Consider the following 17,105-nt stretch of genomic DNA (forward strand, 5'->3'; position numbering starts at 1 on the left):
CATGACTTCCAACGGGTAGTGCATGCGCTTGATAACCTTCTTCAGGGATTTGATCATCGACAGGGTCTCGGATTTCATCTACCCAAGACTACCCGGGGCCGTTACTGCGACAGAACCGTCGCCCATGCCTATGAGGTGGAGCAGCGACGCCGGCAACGCCTAAGTCAGAGCCAGCAGCAGTCCTTGCCGGCCGCACCTGCGATTCCTTCACGGCCCTGGTGGAAGTTCTGGGCGCCAGCCTGAACTTCTTGTCTCTGATGACTTTCCCATGACCCGCCAGCCCGCGCCGCCGCCCCGCAAGCTGCACAGCGGGCATTTCGCGTTCATGCGGGCGCTGGCCCAGGGTCTGGACGAACGCGCCAGCTGGGACCGCTATCTGCGACTGGAAGGCGAGCACACCGATCTGCGCACCGTGCGCAAGACCATCGGCTGGATCCGCGCCGCCTTCGCGGCCGCGGCCATGCGCGCGCAACGCCCCGGCACCGCGCGCCTGATCCGGCTGGACCCGGAGCGCTTCGCCGCCGCCCCGGCGCAACCGGGCCTGGCCGAGTTCGCCGAGGAGCAGGGGCTGGAGGACTTCTCGGAGGCCGAGCAGATCGAGGCCTACGAAGCCGCCTATCCGCGGGCCGGCCGGGCCGGACAGGGCGCTGCGGGGCAACCCTCGCGCCGGGGGCCCGTCATGGCGCGCCAGCTCGAAGCCCTGCGCTGGCTGCAGGAACTCGCGGCGCAGGAGCCGCAGCCCGGCGATCGCGTAGCGGCCTGGCTCAATCCCTCGCTGGCCAGTCGCCTCGAGCGTGCCGGCGTGCCCACGCTGTTTGCGTTGGTCGAGCGCGTCAACGGCATCGGCGCACGCTGGTGGGTGCAAGTGCCGGGGGTCGGTGAACGCAAGGCGTCGCGCATCCTGGAATGGCTGCAGACGAACGAGGACGTGCTCGGGCTGCGCATCGGGGAGCATGTGGCCCAGCCACGCCGGCAACTCGCGTCCAATACCCTGGCCGCGGTCATGCCCGCGGCCACAGCGATCCGGCCCTATGAGAAGTTCGTGCTGCCGGCCGCGCTCGATGGCAGCGCGGGACGGTTCCGGGGGGCGCCCGAGAAGTGTTTGCTGATGGCGGCGAACGACCACGAAGCCATCGGCGCCTGGCTGGCGGCCAAGCGGCCGGGGGAGGGGGCAGAGGCTTTGTCATCGACGCAACGGGCCTACCGCAAGGAAGCCGAACGGTTGCTGCTGTGGGCGATCCTCGAGCGACACAAGGCCCTGTCGTCGCTGTCGGTGGAGGATGCGACCGACTACCGGACCTTCCTGGCCGCGCCGCCGGAGAGTTGGTGCGGGCCACGCCATCACCAGCGCTGGTCATCACCGCTCTGGCGGCCGCTCGAAGGGCCGCTCGCCCCCGCGGCGCTGCGCCAGGCGCTGATCATTCTCAGAAGCCTGTTTGCGTTTCTGATGAGCCAGGGCTACCTGGTGGGAAATCCCTTGGCGGCGGTGGCCTTGCCCCAGCTGCCGCAGCGGCCACTGGGCTCGAGCCGGACCCTGAGCTTCGCGCAATGGGACCATATTGAGGCGCTGCTGGACGAGCGGGGCGACACCGAGGTGGAACGTCGCCTGCGGCGTGCGCTGCGCTGGCTCTACGCGACCGGGCTGCGTCTCGCGGAGATCACCAGCGTGAAATGCGAGGACCTCGAGCAGGTCGAATACCGGACCGATGACGGAGCCATGGCCACGGACTGGCTGCTGTCGGTGATCGGCAAGGGCGGGCGCAGTCGGCAGGTGCCGGTGCCGGCGGTGCTGGTGGAGGAGTTTGGTCAGGAACTGGCACGCCATGGCTTCGAGGCGCAGGTGGGGGCGGTGAGCAACCAGGGCCTTCACATCCTTGCGCGCTTCGACTCAGAGCTGGAGCGGCCGGCGGCCTGGTCGGCCTCGGGCTTGTACCAGGCGATCAAGGCGTTTCTGGCGCAGGCGGCCGAAGGTCTGGAGGGGGCCGAGGCCCAGCAGCTCAAGAAAGCCAGCACCCACTGGCTGCGCCATTCGCATGGCTCGCACGCGCTGCAGGGCAGGGCGGGGCAGACCCCGGTGCCGATCCAGGTGGTGCAGAACAACCTGGGGCATGCCTCGGTGGGGACGACCTCGATGTACCTGACGACCGAGCGGGATGAGCGGTTGAAGGCGATGCGGGGGTTCTGGGGGGAAGGGGTAGGTAGGTAAATCCTGGATCCGTGAGCTCACGAATGAAAGTGGTTCACCCTCGGGGTGCGGTCGATGCGAGGTGATTTCGGTAAACGCGAGACGAGTGCAAGGCGTTGATGGTGCTGTTTCAAACGCGTGATCTGGTTCTTCGCAATGCGCCCCTTCATCGTCAAGCAACTCGACTATGACCTCACCCCGGTGGCCGGCTTGGCGCTGGTGGGCCATCATCTGAATCGACTCGCACCGGTGTTCAAGCAACTCGATGGTGCATTGCCCGTGAAGAATGGCGTTGCCAACAGCGACATCCTGCGCAGCTACCTGGGCCTGCTGGTGCAGGGCAAGAGCGACTTCGACGCGATCGAGAACTTCCGGGGCGATGCCTTCTTCAAGCAGGCGTTGGGCATCAAGCTGCTGCCCTCCAGTCCGACGCTGCGCCAACGCATGGACGCCCGCGCGGGTGACCTGTTTGACTTCCTGCCGACGCTGATCGAGACGCTGCTGGCCGGAGCGCGACCCAACTATGGCGTCTTGCCGTGCGGCTGGCTGGCACTTTTCAACGGCGAACGTACCGTAGTGGGCGCCTTGACCATCCTGTTCGACATGCCGGGTGGCTCATTGCTCGATACGGAAAAAATCGGCGCACTGGTCGTTCTGCATGCACGAGACATCAGCACCCGTCTGTGTGAGCCCTTGGTCCGCGCGGATTGAGGGGGCGATACCGCCGAGCCGCATGGCGGTGGACCCTTGTGCGCTAGTTAGGGCCTGTTAATAAATCAAAGCCCATCGGCGATCAGTGCAAAGCGGATGAAGCCGAGGAGCATGTCCAGAAATCAATCCGTCAGCATTTCGCTGCGGGGCCGCGCGGCGAGCGTTACGCCGTCAGCTGTGATGTCGTTGGAAGATGAGCTGGAGGCGGCAGCGCGGATGAGGGCGTTGCGATGAGGAGGCACGCCGCTAGATCCGGCGCTCCAGCGCATCGAGCGACAGCAGTTCGATGCGACCGTAGCCGAGTGCAATGGCCCCCTCCTGGGCGAGCGCGTTAAGTTCCTTCGACAGCGTCTGGCGCGTCACGCCGAGCATCATCGCAAGCGTCTCCTGGGGCAGGGTGACGGTCGCTCTCGGCGCTGGAAATTTTCCCAGATCGCCATGCGCCAGTGCCAACAGTTTGCGCGCCACGCGGGCGCGAAGGCTGCGCAGCGTGTTGTCCTCCATCATCCCGTAAGCGCTGCGTACGCGGGTCGCGAGCAATGCTGCAATGGCAAGGGCAAAGCCCTCTTTTCGGAGTTGTATAGCGAAAGCCTCCGCGGACACGACCAGCAGGTCCAACGCGGTCAAGGCAGTGGTGTCATGCATGCGTGCGGAGCCGTCGATCAGGCTTGTCTCGCCGAACCAGTTCCCAGGTCCGGCTACTACCAAGACGGCCTCGTGACCGTCATGCCGCAGGGTCGATGCCTTGATAGCGCCTGCGGCCAAGCCGAAAAACGCCGGACCGGAAACGGGAGCCTGATCTCCTTGCCGGTAGACCATGGCGCCGCGTCGAATATGGATCACCTCGGCCGCTGTCAACAAGCCCTCGCGCAGCGTTGGGGCCATTGACGCGAACCAAGGGTTGGCCTCCATCACAGCACGGTGGGTGGCGGAAATCGGCGACCCGGATTTTTGGGGAAGGAACATGGCTTGCGAGCGACGTGACCGGGGGTTTACCACCCCCCTAAATTGTCGGACTTACGACAGTTGTACATGGAACCCAAGTCTACATTTTCCGGGTGCCGCCCAAATCAAAAGCATCTCTCAATGAACGCAAGCAAGATGAAAAGCCCGTATGCGGCAACTTCTCATCATTTGATTATTGGCATTGCATGAGCGCCCGTCAATTTGTCGGCGCGCGGAAAAATTGAACGTTTCTTGAATAAGCAAAAGGATATCCATGCCAACAGTGACGCCAGTTTTCGAAGATTTTGCGGCCGAAATCGGAGATCTCGATTTATCCGGTGATTTGAATCAGGAAAAAATAGGATTCATCGAAGAGAACTTCTGGAAATATTCGGTTCTTGTTTTTCCAGACCAAAAGCTGACGCAGCAGCAACACATCGCATTCGGTGAAGCGCTGGGTCCGCTGGAGACGGCGATTCCAATCTATCGTCCTGGCGAAGTGGCGCGCGTCGATTCCAAGATTTCCGATGTTTCCAATCTCAACAGTTCCGAAAACGTCTGGACGAAGGACGATCGGATGCGCATGTTCCAGCTGGGCAACAGGATCTGGCACACGGACTCCTCGTTCCGGCATGTTCCGGCCTATGCGTCTGCGCTGTATGCGCGATCGATTGCACCCGTCGGGGGACTCACGCAGTTCGCCGATATGCGTGCGGCGTACGACGCCCTTGATCCGGCGCGTCAGGAAGGGTTGGAGAAGAAAATTGCAGAACACTCCATCTTCCATTCGAGAGCCAGACTCGGCTTCCATGATTTTTCAGTGGAAGAGCGCCAGGCGATGCCTCCAGTGCGGCAGAAGCTCATCCGCACCATTCCACAGAGCCAACGCAAGAGCATTTACGTTGCCTCGCATGCCGGAAAAATCGAGGGTGACGAAGAGTCTGTCGGTAAGGCGCTCATCGACGGATTGATTCAACACGCGACGCAAAGGCAATTCGTCTATACGCATCGCTGGCGACTGAATGATGTGGTGCTGTGGGACAACCGCTGCACCATGCACAGAGGGACCGATTTCGATGATTTGCGTTGGTGCCGCGATTTTCAACGCGTCACTATTTCCGACGGCATCAACACCTGCGAAGTTCAATAAGAAAACGTCATGAAAAATTCATACTCATTCAAGATCAGTGCATTCTTTTTCTCCGCAGGCCTGGCGATTTCCGCGCATGCTGCTGAATTCACCTGGAAGATGCAAAGCGTGGCGGCGGCGGGCACCTCGGAATACAAGATTCTGGTGGAGAATTTTGCAGAGCGCGTCAAAAATGAGACGGGCGGTCGGGTCGAGGTCAAGGTGTTCCCTGCCGGCGCGTTGATGAGCAGTGGGCAGGTTGTTGATGCCGTCAGCAAGGGCGTGCTCGATGCGGCCCATACCTACCTGGTCTATTACTCAGGCAAGGAGCCGGCGCTGAAGGCTATCAACGAGTGGCATGCGGAATCCGATCCCTACCAGGGCGTGAACTGGTACTACAAGGCGGACGGCCAGAAGTTGCTCAACGAGATCCTGACGCGACACCGGATTCACCATCTTGGCGTCAGCCTGGTGACGGGCGAACAGATCTGGTCCAAGAAGCCCATCAAGTCCGTCGAGGACATGAAGGGTGTGAAGATTCGAGCTGCAGGGCTCGCCGCAGACGGCTTTTCAGCGCTTGGGGCGTCTGTTGTCGCCTTGCCGGGCGAAGAGGTTTATCAGGGACTGCAGCGCGGCATCGTCGATGCTGCGGAGTTCACGACGATGGCCGTGAACTACGGAATTGGCTTGCATGAGGTTGCCAAGTATGTGAGCGTGCCTTCCTATTCCGGCGGAGGCTCCGCCGACACCATCGTGAGCTATCGCGCTTGGGACAAGCTGCCTGCTGATCTCAAGGTGAAGGTGGAAGCTGCCTTTCGCGCGGCAGCAGATGAGTACGGCGTCTTCGCGCTGAAGGAGGAGAAGGAAGTTCGCCAAAAGCTCGTCAAGGCCGGTGTCACCTTCGTTGAATGGAGCAAAGAAGACGTCGCCAAGATGGAGAAGGCGCGACTGGATGTAATGACCCAGAAGTACGCGAAGGAGTCCCCGCTCTACGCCAAAAAGCTGGAGTCCCAGATCAAATTCCTGGAGTCCAATAAGGCAGCAGCCAAATGAGGTTGCCGCTCTTGTCGCGCACCGTGGATGGTGCGGGCCTGCTTGCCGGCCTGCTCATCATTCCAGCACTTGCACTGATCATTTTTGAAGTCACTGCGCGCTTCGTATTTTCCCGACCGACGGAGTGGAGCGCGGAAGTGGTCCAGTATCTTTTTGGCGCCATCTTTCTGCTCGGCGGCGCGTACACGCTGCGCAGCGGCGGCCATGTGAGCGTGGACATCCTGACGTCGACGCTCGACAGAAACGGTCGAATCTACCGCGTCTTGTTTGCTTTCGCCAATCTCCTGATCCTTGGGTTTTCCGCGTTGCTGGCCTGGTTGTCGGGCGGGGCGCTGATCGATGCCGTGCGCTATGGCGAGCGGCTCGACAGCACATGGGCGCCTTACCTGTGGCCCATCATGGCGCTGGCCCTGGCGGGTTCACTGCTCTTGGCATTGGAGGGGCTTCGCCGTCTGTTGAACGGGCCCGGTGTGGCTGAAGAAAGCTGAGCCCCCGATGTCTGTTGCACTCACCACACTGCTCCTTTTCTCGGGGCTGCTTCTGCTTATTTTCGCGGGCGTGCCGCTGGCCTTTGCGGTCGGCAGCATCGCCGTGGTCTTCGGTGTTTTGGAATGGGGCCCGGAGTCGGTTCACCTGCTTTTCGGCCATGTTCAGTCCTCGACCTTCAACTACACGTTGGCATCGATTCCATTTTTCATGCTGATGGCAAGCTTCCTTGGGAAGTCTGGCATCGCGGAAGATATCTATGCCTTGATACATGTCCTGTTTGGTCGCCTGCGTGGCGGCCTGGCCGTGGGAACCGTGCTGGGTTGTGCCGTGATCGCTTCGATGACGGGGGTCAGTGCCCTGGGCGTGGTGGCGATGGGCACGCTAGCCCTGCCGGTCATGCTCGCCAAGGGCTATGACGCTAGGCTTTCCATGGGAACGATCATGGCGGGCGGCGGACTCGGTCAGCTGTTCCCGCCCAGTCTGTTGGGAATCGTCTACAGCGGCCTGGCCAATGTGTCAGTCGGCAAGATTTTTCTGGCCGGTGTTGGGCCGGGTTTTCTGCTCGTCATTCTGTTCTGCGTCTACTGCCTGGTTCGCTGTGCCCTCAATCCTTCGATGGGGCCGGCGGCACCTGCGGGCGAACACGAGAAGGTGGGTGCGCGTGAGGTCGTCGCGCTGTTCGTGCGCGTCATTCCCTGTTTCATCCTGATCGGATTGGTACTGGGCTCCTTGTTCCTCGGGATCGCAAGCCCGACGGAATCAGCCGGATTGGGCGCAACCGGCGCCCTGATCATTGCGGTTCTGCGTGGCCGCATGGGAGCATCGGACCTGCGCAAGGCCCTACTCGAAACGGTGAAGTCGACCTCGATGATCCTGTGGCTGGCGCTGAGCTCACTCATGCTCGTCTCGGTCTACTCCGGGACGGGCGGCGACGACTTCGTGCGCAGCCTTCTGGTCGGGCAGGATCTGCAACCGTGGATGGTGGTCGCGCTGATGATGCTGATCATCTTCTTCCTCGGCCTGATCATGGACCCGGTGGGAATCATCTTTCTCACCACCCCGATCTTTCTGCCGGTGATTCTCCAGATCGGCTATGACCCGCTGTGGTACGGCGGGCTGCTGATCCTGAACCTGGAGATGGCCTACATCACGCCACCCTTTGGCTACAACCTCTTTTATATGAAGTCGGTGGCGCCACCCGAGATCACGATGAAAGAGATCTATCGCAGCACCCCTCCGTTTGTGCTGCTGCAGGCATTCGCGCTCGTTCTGTGTGCGGCTCTTCCCGAACTGGTGACCTGGTTGCCGAACCATATGCTGGGCGAATAGCCCGAAAGACAAAGGCGATTGAATATGAACGCACCCATTTCAAAGCAGCACCGAGAGGCGCTGGAATCCGTCGAGCTCGACGACAAGTACGCGCTGGAGCGAGGCCGGGCCTTCATGAGCGGCGTCCAGGCGCTGGTGAAGCTGCCGATGCTGCAACGTGCGCGCGACGCGCAGCAGAACAAGACAACGGCAGGCTTCATCAGTGGCTATCGAGGCTCACCGCTGGGCAACTACGACCAGGCGCTCTGGAAAGCCAACAACTTCCTGAAGGCGCAAAACATCGTTTTTCAGCCGGGAGTGAATGAAGAGCTTGCTGCGACCTCAGTCTGGGGCACGCAGCAGCTGGGGTTTTCTCCCGAGGGGACCAATCGGTTCGATGGTGTCTTCGGCATCTGGTACGGCAAAGGCCCTGGGGTCGATCGTAGTACGGATGCGTTCAAGCACGCCAACATGGCCGGCACGACGCCTTGGGGGGGGGTCCTAGCTGTGGCCGGTGATGACCATCTCTCCAAGAGCTCCACCGTTGCGCACCAGAGCGATCAGGTCTTCCAAGCCTGCAGCATTCCGGTTTTCTTTCCTGCAAATGTCCAGGAGATTCTTGATTTCGGCATTCACGCGTTCGCGATGAGCCGCTACAGCGGTCTCTGGTCCGGCATGAAGACGATCCAGGAGATCGTCGAGTCCAGCGCTACCGCCATCATCGATCCGGACCGGGTGCAAATCGTCATTCCGACGGACTTCGAGATCGACGCCGCTGGCGTTCACATCCGCTGGCCCGACCCGCCGCTGGACCAGGAAGAGCGCCTGGTGCGCCACAAGCTGCCCGCAGCACTTGCGTACATCCGCGCCAACCGCTTGAATCAGAACGTCATCGAGGGCCCGAACGACAGGTTCGGCATCATGGCCAGCGGCAAGGCCTACAACGACGCGCGTCAGGCGCTGCTGAATCTGGGCCTGGATGAAGACGCCTGCCATCAGTTGGGCATCCGTGTGCACAAGGTGGGCGTCGTGTGGCCGCTGGAACCGCATCTCGCGCATGAGTTTGCGCAGGGCCTCGAAGAGGTTCTTGTCATCGAGGAAAAAAGACCTTTGTTGGAGCCCCAACTCAAGGATCTGTTGTACGAATGGCGCGACGGTCATCGACCGCGGGTGACCGGCAAACTCGATGCCGCGCCGGCGTCCGGCGGACAGGCTGCGCTGTTGCTGCGGGCGCATGCGGACCTGACGCCAGCGTTGATCGCGCGCACGCTGGTGCATCGCCTGGGTGCCGCAGGCCTGCTGGAGAAGGCTTCTGCGGAGACGCGCGCCCGGGTAGAAGCGCATCTCGCGCTTCTGGATGCGCAGACCCAATCGCTGCTGGTCGTGCAGGCCAATGACAAGGTCGAGGACCGCCAGCCCTGGTTCTGTTCGGGTTGTCCGCACAACACCAGCACCCGCGTGCCCGAAGGCTCCCGTGCGATGGCCGGCATCGGCTGCAGCTTCATGGCGGTGTGGATGGACCGTTCCACGATCGGCTACACGCAGATGGGCGCGGAAGGAACGCCCTGGATTGGTCAGCAGCCGTTCACGACCGATCAGCACATCTTTTCCAATATCGGTGATGGCACCTACTTTCACAGTGGTCTTCTTGCCATTCGCCAGAGCATCGCGGCCGGCGTTAACATCACGTACAAGATCCTCTACAACGACGCCGTGGCCATGACCGGCGGGCAGCAGGTCGGCGAACGCCCGGAAGGCCATTCCGTGCTGCAGATCGCGCAGAGCATGCAGGCTGAAGGGGCCACGCGCGTGGTCATCGTGACGGACGAGCCGGAGAAGTACGACAACGTGAAAATCGCCGGCGACCCCCTGGTGAAACATCGCGACTTGCTCGACGAGATTCAGCGCGAGTTCCGTGAAATCAAGGGCACGACGGCCATCATCTACGACCAGACCTGCGCGACCGAGAAGCGTCGTCGCCGCAAGCGGGGCACCGCCGTCGATCCGGCCAAGCGCGTGGTCATCAACGAACTGGTTTGCGAAGGATGTGGCGACTGCAGCGTGCAGAGCAACTGCCTGTCGGTTGAGCCGCTGGAGACCGAGTTTGGCCGCAAGCGCGCCATCAACCAGAGCAGCTGCAACAAGGACATGAGCTGCCTGAAGGGCTTCTGTCCGAGCTTTGTGACGGTCGAGGGAGGGCAGCTGAAGAAGGCGGGTCATGCGCAGCAACGCGTCACTCCGGAGATGATCGAGCGCCTGCCCGAACCACGGCTTCCCGTACTCGAGAACGCCAGCGTCTGGGGGGTGCTCGTTGCCGGGGTCGGCGGCACCGGCGTCATCACGATCGGCCAGTTGCTCGGCATGGCCGCGCACCTCGACGGGAAGGGGATCGTGACGCAGGATGCAGCCGGCCTGGCACAGAAAGGTGGCTCCACCTGGAGTCACATCCTGATTGCGGGGCAGCAGGCGGCGATCCAGACCACGCGCGTGGGTGATGCCGCCGCCGACCTGGTGCTGGCCTGTGATCCGGTGGTGGCGGTTGGCGGTGAAACGATGGCGCGCATGGTCAAGGGGCGCACGCATGTGGCCCTGAACCGCCAGGGTGCGCCGACTGCCAGCTTCCTGAGCGACAGCAATTGGCAAAACCCGCAGGACGCCTGCGGGCGGGCCATCGCGTCCATCGTGGGTGAAGACCAGGTCGGCGGCTTCGACGCCGCTTCGGCGGCCTCGGCGCTCATGGGCGATACGATTTACGTCAATCTGATGCTGTTGGGCTTTGCCTGGCAACAGGGCTGGCTTCCACTCTCGCATGCAGCGATGATGCGCGCCATCGAGCTCAATGCTGTCGCGGTGGAGAACAACAAGGCGGCTTTCAACTGGGGCCGGGTGGCCGCAGCGCAGCCCACGGCCTTTGCCGAGGCCCTGCAGCCCAGCCAGGTTGTCCGCTTTACGCCCCGTGAGACGCTGGAAAGCCTGGTGAATCGGCGCGTGGAGTTTCTGACGGGCTACCAGAATGCGCGCTATGGCGAAAGCTATCGCAGCTTTGTCTCGCAGGTGCAGCAAACTGAAAAGGTGAGGGTGGGGAAAACCACGCTGTCGGAATCCGTTGCGCGCAATCTTTTCAAATTGATGGCTTATAAGGACGAGTATGAAGTGGCACGCCTGCACAGCGATCCCGCCTTCATCGCACGCATCAAGGCGCAATTTGAAGGTGATTTCAAGATCAACTTTCATCTCGCGCCGCCGCTTTTTTCCAAGAGAAATGCCAAGGGCCAGCTGCTGAAAAGCAAGTTTGGCCCAAGCACGATGCTGGCGTTTCGCCTGCTTGCGCGCTTGAGGGGCTTGCGTGGTACGGCGCTGGACGTCTTTGCCCGGACGGAAGAACGCAGAAGCGAAAGAGCGCTGATTGCGGAGTACCGAAGCACGATCGAAGAGTTGTTGCAGAGTCTTGACGCCGGCAATCACACCCTGGCCGTCGAGATCGCGCGACTCCCCGATCAGATCCGTGGCTATGGCCATGTGAAGGAGCGAAACCTGGTTGCGACGCGCTCCCAGTGGCAGAACTTGCTCGGGCAGTGGCGGGCGCCGGTGGCACAACGACAGGTGGCTTGAACCCGGTCCTAGGCATTGACCCTGGACTTTCGTCCTCCCTGATCTCAGGCGTTTCAACGCGGCAGAGATGAGGGGAAGGACGAGCCTGAACAAGGCCCGCCCGCTGTTGAGGTCATTGAATTCCGCTAGCCAGGCCAGCGAACGGTGCTAGCCAGATTTGACAGTGAAGCGTTGATTTCGTTGAGGAAATAGCCTTCTGCTGGCTTGAGGGGGCCGTTGCCCTTTAGCAACGGCGGGTCGCTTGAGGGCAACCAATGTTGCTAGCAAGCGCTTCGAGGCGCTAAATAGCGCTAGCCCGTTTGCAGGAGCCCTTCCGATGCCGAATCCCCGCGGGATCACTGAGCGCGAGATCAAGATCGCCAGCGTGCTGCGCCCGCTCGGGTCGATGCCGCTGACGCGCGAACAGGCGCTGGTCGCATCGAAACTGCTCGGCGTCCATTGGACCCACGTTTACCGATTGCGCCGTCGTTTCCTCGCAAGCCCGGTTGCGAGTTCGGTCCTGCCGGCCAAGAAGGGACGAAAGCCCGGCCATCGCCTCGATCCTCAAATCGAATCTATTGTGCAGGCGGCGTTGCACCGGTGGCTGCCGAAGCAGCGAGAGCTGGCCCATCCGCTCCTGGACCTTTGCACAGAGATTGGCCGGCATTGCAAAGCTGCCGGGGTCGCCCAACCTTCCCGCAACACGGTTGCCAATCGGTGGGCGTTGTACCGCGAGGAGCAAGAGGCATTGCTCGCCAAAGAACCCGGCGCACAGAAGGCGCCTGGCAACTTCACCGCCAAGGCGCTGCTCGATATCGTTCAGATCGATCACACGCAGGCCGATGCATTCGTGGTCGACCCCTGGTTTCGGCGCTCGATCGGTCGCCCGTGGCTGACGTTGGCGATCGACATTGCCTCGCGCTGCGTTGTCGGGTTCTACGTGGGCATGGAGCGCCCCAACGCCGGCACGGTTGCCCTCTTGCTCAGCCGCATCGCGCTGCCCAAGGCGCCGTGGCTTGTGGTGCTCGGCGTGGATGCACAATGGCCCATGCAGGGAATTCCCAAAATCCTCCATCTGGACAACGCGGCCGAGTTCAAAAGCAAGGCCCTGCGCGCTGGGTGTGCCCAGTACGGCATAGATCTCATGTACCGGCCCGTCGGTCGCCCCCACTTCGGTGGCCACATTGAACGCCTGAACCGTACCTTGATGCAGCGCCTGAAGGGGTTGCCCGGAACGACCGGCAACTCGGTCAAGGGCCGCAAGGAGAGAAAGCCGGAGGAGGGCGCTGCGCTTACCTTGAACGAGTTTGAGCGCTGGCTCGCAGTGGAGATCGGAATGCGCTACCACCACAGCGAGCACCGTGGACTTATGGGGGCGACGCCGGCCAGCGCCTGGGGAACATTGAACGAGGTTCAGCCGCCTCGCCAGCTCTATCCCGGTCCAGAGGCGGCGTGGGATTGGCTGGTGCACTTCATGCCGCTGACGCACCGCACCGTCCAAGGCGATGGTGTGACTATCTCCTGGATCCGTGAGCTCACGAATGAAAGTGGTTCACCCTCGGGGTGCGGTCGATGCGAGGTGATTTCGGTAAACGCGAGACGAGTGCAAGGCGTTGATGGTGCTGTTTCAAACGCGTGATCTGGTTCTTCGCAATGCGCCCCTTCATCGTCAAGCAACTCGACTATGACCTCACCCCGGTGGCCGGCTTGGCGCTGGTGGGCCATCATCTGAATCGACTCGCACCGGTGTTCAAGCAACTCGATGGTGCATTGCCCGTGAAGAATGGCGTTGCCAACAGCGACATCCTGCGCAGCTACCTGGGCCTGCTGGTGCAGGGCAAGAGCGACTTCGACGCGATCGAGAACTTCCGGGGCGATGCCTTCTTCAAGCAGGCGTTGGGCATCAAGCTGCTGCCCTCCAGTCCGACGCTGCGCCAACGCATGGACGCCCGCGCGGGTGACCTGTTTGACTTCCTGCCGACGCTGATCGAGACGCTGCTGGCCGGAGCGCGACCCAACTATGGCGTCTTGCCGTGCGGCTGGCTGGCACTGGATGTTGACACGTTCACGATGAACAACGGCGACACTGCCAAGGACGGCGTGGGTCGTACCTATGCAGGGGTGGACGGCTACTGCCCGCTGGCGGCGTATCTCGGCTCGCACGGGTTCTGCCTGGAGTTGGCGCTGCGCCCGGGCGTGCAGCATTCGGCGTCGGAGACGCAATTCAACTTCGAGCGTGTGATCCCGATGGCACAGCGCCTGAGCGCAGCGGGTCCGAAGGCGCCGATCCTGGCGCGCCTGGACTCTGGCTTCGACTCCGCGGCGCTGATGCGCGAGATCGAGTCGTACAACCAGGCGGGCGTGCCGCATCTGGACTGGCTGATCAGGTGGAACCCGCGCTCGAGCAACGTGACGGCGCTGGCCGAGCGGCTCGAGGCCGACGCCACCACGCTCTGGGAGCATCCCCGCGCAGGCAAGCGCGTGACGCTGTGGGAAGAGGCGCTGCACGTCGAAGGCATCCAGCGGCCGCTGCGCCGAGTGCTGCGCCTGACCGAGCGCACCATCGATGCGCAGGGCCAGTTGTTGATCGAGCCCAAGCTCACGCTGGACGGCTGGAGCACGAGCCTGAACGCCAAACAGTTCGATTCGAAGGCCGTCATCGCGCTGTACGCCGACCACGGCACGCACGAGCAGTTCCATTCCGAGTTCAAGACCGACCTCGATCTGGAGCGGTTGCCCTCGGGCAAGTTCGATACGAACTATCTGGTGTGCGAGCTCGCGGCGCTGGCCATGAATATCCTGCGCCTGATGGGCCAGGCCGGGCTGCTGGGGTCCGATGCGCCGGTACGCCACGCGGCCAAGCGCCGGCGCATCAAGACCGTGATGCAGGAACTCATCTACCGCGCCGGTCGCCTCATCGAGCATGGCCGGCGCATCATCCTCGGACTGGGCGCCAACGATCGCTCGGCCAAGGCCTTCCAGCGGCTGCACGGAGAACTCTTCGCTGCCTGCGGCTGAGAGCAGCCGGCCGATCACCGGCCTCACAAACTCACGGATCCACAAATCGCGTTCCAGCGAGGTTGCGGCGTGGGCTTGCGCACGCACAACCAATCCCAATCGACTATCGACCCGTCATGTCGACGACTTCATCGCGTCGGATCGGGCACCACCATGGGTCGGGCAACCGAATTGCTCGGCCACAGGACAACAGAGCAGCCCAGATCGGTCCGCGGGGCAATGGGGCTCACGGATTCAGGTAAATGGCTTGACACCGGAGATTCTTGACGCGGCGAATTCCTTACCCTAGAGTAAGGAAAATGAAACGTAAGGAGCGCCATCCATGACCACAGCCACCGTCTCGAGCAAGGGTCAGATCACCATTCCCGCCAGTGTGAGACAGGCGCTGCAGGTCGATGCGGGGGACCGCATCGAGTTTGTGCAGGTCGAACCAGGACGGTTTGAGCTGATTGCGGCCACCCAGTCGATCCAGTCGATCAAGGGGATGTTCGGCAAGCCGACCAAGAAGGTCTCCATCGAGGAGATGAATCGCACCATCGAGGCCAGAGGGTCCGCTGCCCGATGATCGGGATCGACACCAACGTGCTGGTGCGCTACATCATGCAAGACGATGCCCGGCAGGCGGCCAAGGCGACCGCGCTCATGGAGTCGCTGACGGCCGAGCGCCCAGGCTTCATTGCGCTGGTTTCCGTGGTGGAACTGGTGTGGGTTCTGGGCTCAGCCTATGAACTCAAGCGGGCGCAGATTGCGCAATCCCTTGAAGGATTGTTGCGGGCCAAGGAAGTGGTGATCGACCGTGCAGACCTCGTGAGCAAGGCCGCGCGGTTGTACAAGAGCACGGCGGCGGATTTTGCGGATTGCCTCATCCAGATGACGGCGCATCACGCGGGCTGTGAGCAGACGATGGACCTTTGACAAGGGCGCAGCGCACAGCGCGGGGATGACGTTGATTCAGTGACCACAGAGCGGGATGAAGGGATCGACCGCTCGAATCCTGTCTTTGTATGAATACATGAACTACCTCCTGGGAGTCCAAGTTTTCGTCCGCACCCCCCCTGGCTCAGTTTCCGGTCGGCGCCAACAGGCCGACGCGCCGCGATCGTCATGAGCCTCGTACAGTCGGCGAAGCTGCACGGTCATGACCCGTGGGCTTACCTCAGAGACGTGCTCACGCGCATGCCAACGCAGCTGAACAGCCGCATCGACGAACTGCTTCCGCGCATTTGGCAACCCACACGCTGACCTGCGCGACAGGTCGCGTCAGTTCGTCAACGTGGGGCGGCCAGTCGCTTACCGTGGGCGAGCTGGCGGTGCAATTCAGTTCGTTGGAGGAGTTGAACGGTCTGATTGAACGGCTGCGAGGGTAACGGCTTGATTTGACTCCCTCTCCCCACACGCTAGCGTATGCACACATCTTCGTAATTGGGTTGAGCGAAGCGAAGCCCCACATTCCGCGCTCGGGCATGAGCGCCGCTGGTTGGGTCGAGCCGCGATCAGCGTCACTTCACCCAGCCTACCGTATCGCAGGCGTCTGGTCGATGACTTCGAGCCAACGGTAGCCCAAGCGCACCTTCCCGACGCTTTGGAGCAGGCGCAACTCATCACTCACTCGTTGCCGTGATGCCCCCACGGAATGAGCAAGATCGCTTTGAGAAATCCACAGCTTAATGCCGCTTTCCTCTAGGGGTTTGCCATTCTCACGCGCCAACCGTTGCAGGGTGGCCCAGACACGGGCCCCCAGGGTGTCGTTCGCGCGAGTGGCCATGACGTCGAGCAGTTCGTTGACGCGCAGGCTGAGTACACGGGCCACGAGTAGGCAAACCTCGGCGTCACGTGACAGGAGTTCCAGGAGAGGCTGTCGCGGTAGCATCAGAACGACGGTCGCCCCTTCAGCCACCAAATCTATGGGTAGAGGTGCCTCGCCCAGTACGGTGCTCACCCCGCTGATTTCCCCAGGTTCCATCCAACGAAACAATTGCTCCGTGCCGTCGGCCGTGTACAGCACCGCGCGCAGGCGACCGGAAACGCAGATCAACGCGTGCTCGGCCGAACCGCCGCGCTGCTGCACGATTTGCTTGTCGTGGTAGAGGCGCTTCACGCCTATGCGCGTGAGTGCGAGCGCTGCGGACTCGGACAGTTCTTCAAGCACATTCACGCGAAGGCGGTCTTTCGGACGCCTCGCTGACGGGTGATTTGAGAGATTGAGCTCGGGGTTCACCCGAGGATTGTCCCTTAAGTGGAAATTGTCTGTGGCGCGACGCCTTTTAATGTGGTTTGAATAGAAAGCTTCCATTCAAACTCAACGTAGAGGACTCTTCATGATTCGTCGCCGCCTGATTGCCGTCGTCACTGTCGGGTTTACCCTAGCAGGACTAGTGCAAGCCGAAACCACCACACTCCGCATTCAGGACTACCCGGGTTTCGGTAATTTTCTGGTGCGAGTGGCTAACGCCAACGGCTTGTGCGAGAAAAATGGCATCAAGTGCACATTGCGGACCATTCCGCAGGCACCGCTGGGTATGCAGACGCTGCTAAGCGGCGATCTCGACGTGGCTCTAACAGGATGCGGAAATACTCCCCTCCAAAGCGAGTCTTCCTCTTCGTCGAAGACTCACTTTTCACATGGTGCAGTCAGCAGCGCTTTCGGGAGTCGTTTTGCGCTGATTTGAGGTGTTT

The 17,105-nt window shown here is 61.8% G+C and carries 13 protein-coding genes and 3 pseudogenes; 14 read left to right on the forward strand and 2 right to left on the reverse strand.

All coding sequences use genetic code 11. The features are described 5' to 3' along the window. The 3 genes and pseudogenes from ACSFA0_RS26305 to ACSFA0_RS26315 all read left to right on the forward strand — a co-directional run. Window positions 1-243 (forward strand): annotated as a pseudogene (locus ACSFA0_RS26305) (hypothetical protein); the annotation flags it as partial. A 25-nt stretch (window positions 244-268) separates the two neighbouring features. Next, window positions 269-2,206 carry a phage integrase family protein gene (locus ACSFA0_RS26310; RefSeq protein ID WP_435453213.1) on the forward strand — a complete coding sequence of 646 codons (1,938 nt, stop codon included), beginning with the start codon at window positions 269-271 and terminating at the stop codon, window positions 2,204-2,206. 135 nt (window positions 2,207-2,341) lie between these two features. After that, window positions 2,342-2,635 (forward strand): annotated as a pseudogene (locus tag ACSFA0_RS26315) (IS1380-like element ISCARN34 family transposase); the annotation flags it as partial. 507 nt (window positions 2,636-3,142) lie between these two features. On the opposite strand, the gene ACSFA0_RS26320 reads toward ACSFA0_RS26315, so the two are convergent. Then, on the reverse strand, window positions 3,143-3,862 hold the full coding sequence (locus tag ACSFA0_RS26320) for a Crp/Fnr family transcriptional regulator (RefSeq protein ID WP_435453214.1): 720 nt from the start codon (window positions 3,860-3,862) through the stop codon (window positions 3,143-3,145). A 253-nt stretch (window positions 3,863-4,115) separates the two neighbouring features. Here ACSFA0_RS26320 and ACSFA0_RS26325 point away from each other — a divergent pair, with 253 nt between their 5' ends. The 10 genes and pseudogenes from ACSFA0_RS26325 to ACSFA0_RS26370 form a co-directional block, all read left to right on the forward strand. Continuing rightward, a complete protein-coding gene (locus ACSFA0_RS26325) occupies window positions 4,116-4,991 on the forward strand; it encodes a TauD/TfdA dioxygenase family protein (RefSeq protein WP_435453215.1) in 876 nt (291 codons plus the stop codon). Window positions 4,992-5,000: 9 nt separating this feature from the next. Further along, entirely contained in the window at window positions 5,001-6,023 is a 1,023-nt protein-coding gene (gene dctP / locus ACSFA0_RS26330; protein WP_435453216.1) for a TRAP transporter substrate-binding protein DctP, read from the forward strand. Then, on the forward strand, window positions 6,020-6,511 hold the full coding sequence (locus tag ACSFA0_RS26335) for a TRAP transporter small permease subunit (RefSeq protein ID WP_435453217.1): 492 nt from the start codon (window positions 6,020-6,022) through the stop codon (window positions 6,509-6,511). The genes dctP and ACSFA0_RS26335 overlap by 4 nt, the downstream gene beginning before the upstream one ends. Before the next feature lie 7 nt (window positions 6,512-6,518). Continuing rightward, on the forward strand, window positions 6,519-7,841 hold the full coding sequence (locus ACSFA0_RS26340; RefSeq protein ID WP_435453218.1) for a TRAP transporter large permease: 1,323 nt from the start codon (window positions 6,519-6,521) through the stop codon (window positions 7,839-7,841). 24 nt (window positions 7,842-7,865) lie between these two features. Continuing rightward, complete coding sequence (locus tag ACSFA0_RS26345; RefSeq protein WP_435453219.1) at window positions 7,866-11,432, forward strand: indolepyruvate ferredoxin oxidoreductase family protein; 3,567 nt, start codon at window positions 7,866-7,868, stop codon at window positions 11,430-11,432. Window positions 11,433-11,748: 316 nt separating this feature from the next. Continuing rightward, window positions 11,749-13,050, forward strand: a complete 1,302-nt coding sequence (locus tag ACSFA0_RS26350) for a Mu transposase C-terminal domain-containing protein (RefSeq protein WP_435453220.1) — start codon at window positions 11,749-11,751, stop codon at window positions 13,048-13,050. A 14-nt stretch (window positions 13,051-13,064) separates the two neighbouring features. Further along, window positions 13,065-14,429: an IS1380 family transposase gene (locus ACSFA0_RS26355; protein WP_435453225.1), complete on the forward strand. Its 1,365-nt coding sequence runs from the start codon at window positions 13,065-13,067 to the stop codon at window positions 14,427-14,429. 322 nt (window positions 14,430-14,751) lie between these two features. Next, the gene (locus ACSFA0_RS26360; RefSeq protein ID WP_435453221.1) at window positions 14,752-14,994 is read left to right on the forward strand and encodes an AbrB/MazE/SpoVT family DNA-binding domain-containing protein; all 243 of its coding nucleotides are present in this window, start codon (window positions 14,752-14,754) and stop codon (window positions 14,992-14,994) included. Further along, window positions 14,991-15,344, forward strand: coding sequence for a PIN domain-containing protein (locus ACSFA0_RS26365; protein ID WP_435453222.1), 354 nt, complete (start codon window positions 14,991-14,993; stop codon window positions 15,342-15,344). Before ACSFA0_RS26360 ends, ACSFA0_RS26365 begins: the two co-directional genes overlap by 4 nt. Window positions 15,345-15,485: 141 nt before the next feature. Then, window positions 15,486-15,671: pseudogene (locus ACSFA0_RS26370) on the forward strand (transposase domain-containing protein); the annotation flags it as partial. 271 nt (window positions 15,672-15,942) lie between these two features. Here ACSFA0_RS26370 and ACSFA0_RS26375 read toward each other — a convergent pair. Then, a complete protein-coding gene (locus ACSFA0_RS26375; RefSeq protein WP_435453223.1) occupies window positions 15,943-16,722 on the reverse strand; it encodes a Crp/Fnr family transcriptional regulator in 780 nt (259 codons plus the stop codon). A gap of 25 nt (window positions 16,723-16,747) precedes the next feature. On the opposite strand from ACSFA0_RS26375, the gene ACSFA0_RS26380 reads away from it, so the two are divergent. Then, window positions 16,748-17,098, forward strand: a complete 351-nt coding sequence (locus ACSFA0_RS26380) for a substrate-binding domain-containing protein (protein WP_435453224.1) — start codon at window positions 16,748-16,750, stop codon at window positions 17,096-17,098. Window positions 17,099-17,105 lie beyond the last annotated feature (7 nt).

This window comes from Variovorax restrictus (genome assembly GCF_051216715.1).
GTDB lineage: Bacteria > Pseudomonadota > Gammaproteobacteria > Burkholderiales > Burkholderiaceae_C > Variovorax.

Bases quoted from the DNA above. Each gene is read 5' to 3' on its own strand.
- ACSFA0_RS26345 (WP_435453219.1), top strand. From the start codon at position 7,866: ATGAACGCACCCATTTCAAAGCAGCACCGAGAGGCGCTGGAATCCGTC.
- ACSFA0_RS26320 (WP_435453214.1), bottom strand. From the start codon at position 3,862: ATGTTCCTTCCCCAAAAATCCGGGTCGCCGATTTCCGCCACCCACCGT.
- ACSFA0_RS26335 (WP_435453217.1), top strand. From the start codon at position 6,020: ATGAGGTTGCCGCTCTTGTCGCGCACCGTGGATGGTGCGGGCCTGCTT.
- dctP (WP_435453216.1), top strand. From the start codon at position 5,001: ATGAAAAATTCATACTCATTCAAGATCAGTGCATTCTTTTTCTCCGCA.
- ACSFA0_RS26365 (WP_435453222.1), top strand. From the start codon at position 14,991: ATGATCGGGATCGACACCAACGTGCTGGTGCGCTACATCATGCAAGAC.
- ACSFA0_RS26350 (WP_435453220.1), top strand. From the start codon at position 11,749: ATGCCGAATCCCCGCGGGATCACTGAGCGCGAGATCAAGATCGCCAGC.
- ACSFA0_RS26355 (WP_435453225.1), top strand. From the start codon at position 13,065: ATGCGCCCCTTCATCGTCAAGCAACTCGACTATGACCTCACCCCGGTG.
- ACSFA0_RS26325 (WP_435453215.1), top strand. From the start codon at position 4,116: ATGCCAACAGTGACGCCAGTTTTCGAAGATTTTGCGGCCGAAATCGGA.
- ACSFA0_RS26375 (WP_435453223.1), bottom strand. From the start codon at position 16,722: ATGGAAGCTTTCTATTCAAACCACATTAAAAGGCGTCGCGCCACAGAC.
- ACSFA0_RS26380 (WP_435453224.1), top strand. From the start codon at position 16,748: ATGATTCGTCGCCGCCTGATTGCCGTCGTCACTGTCGGGTTTACCCTA.
- ACSFA0_RS26340 (WP_435453218.1), top strand. From the start codon at position 6,519: ATGTCTGTTGCACTCACCACACTGCTCCTTTTCTCGGGGCTGCTTCTG.
- ACSFA0_RS26360 (WP_435453221.1), top strand. From the start codon at position 14,752: ATGACCACAGCCACCGTCTCGAGCAAGGGTCAGATCACCATTCCCGCC.
- ACSFA0_RS26310 (WP_435453213.1), top strand. From the start codon at position 269: ATGACCCGCCAGCCCGCGCCGCCGCCCCGCAAGCTGCACAGCGGGCAT.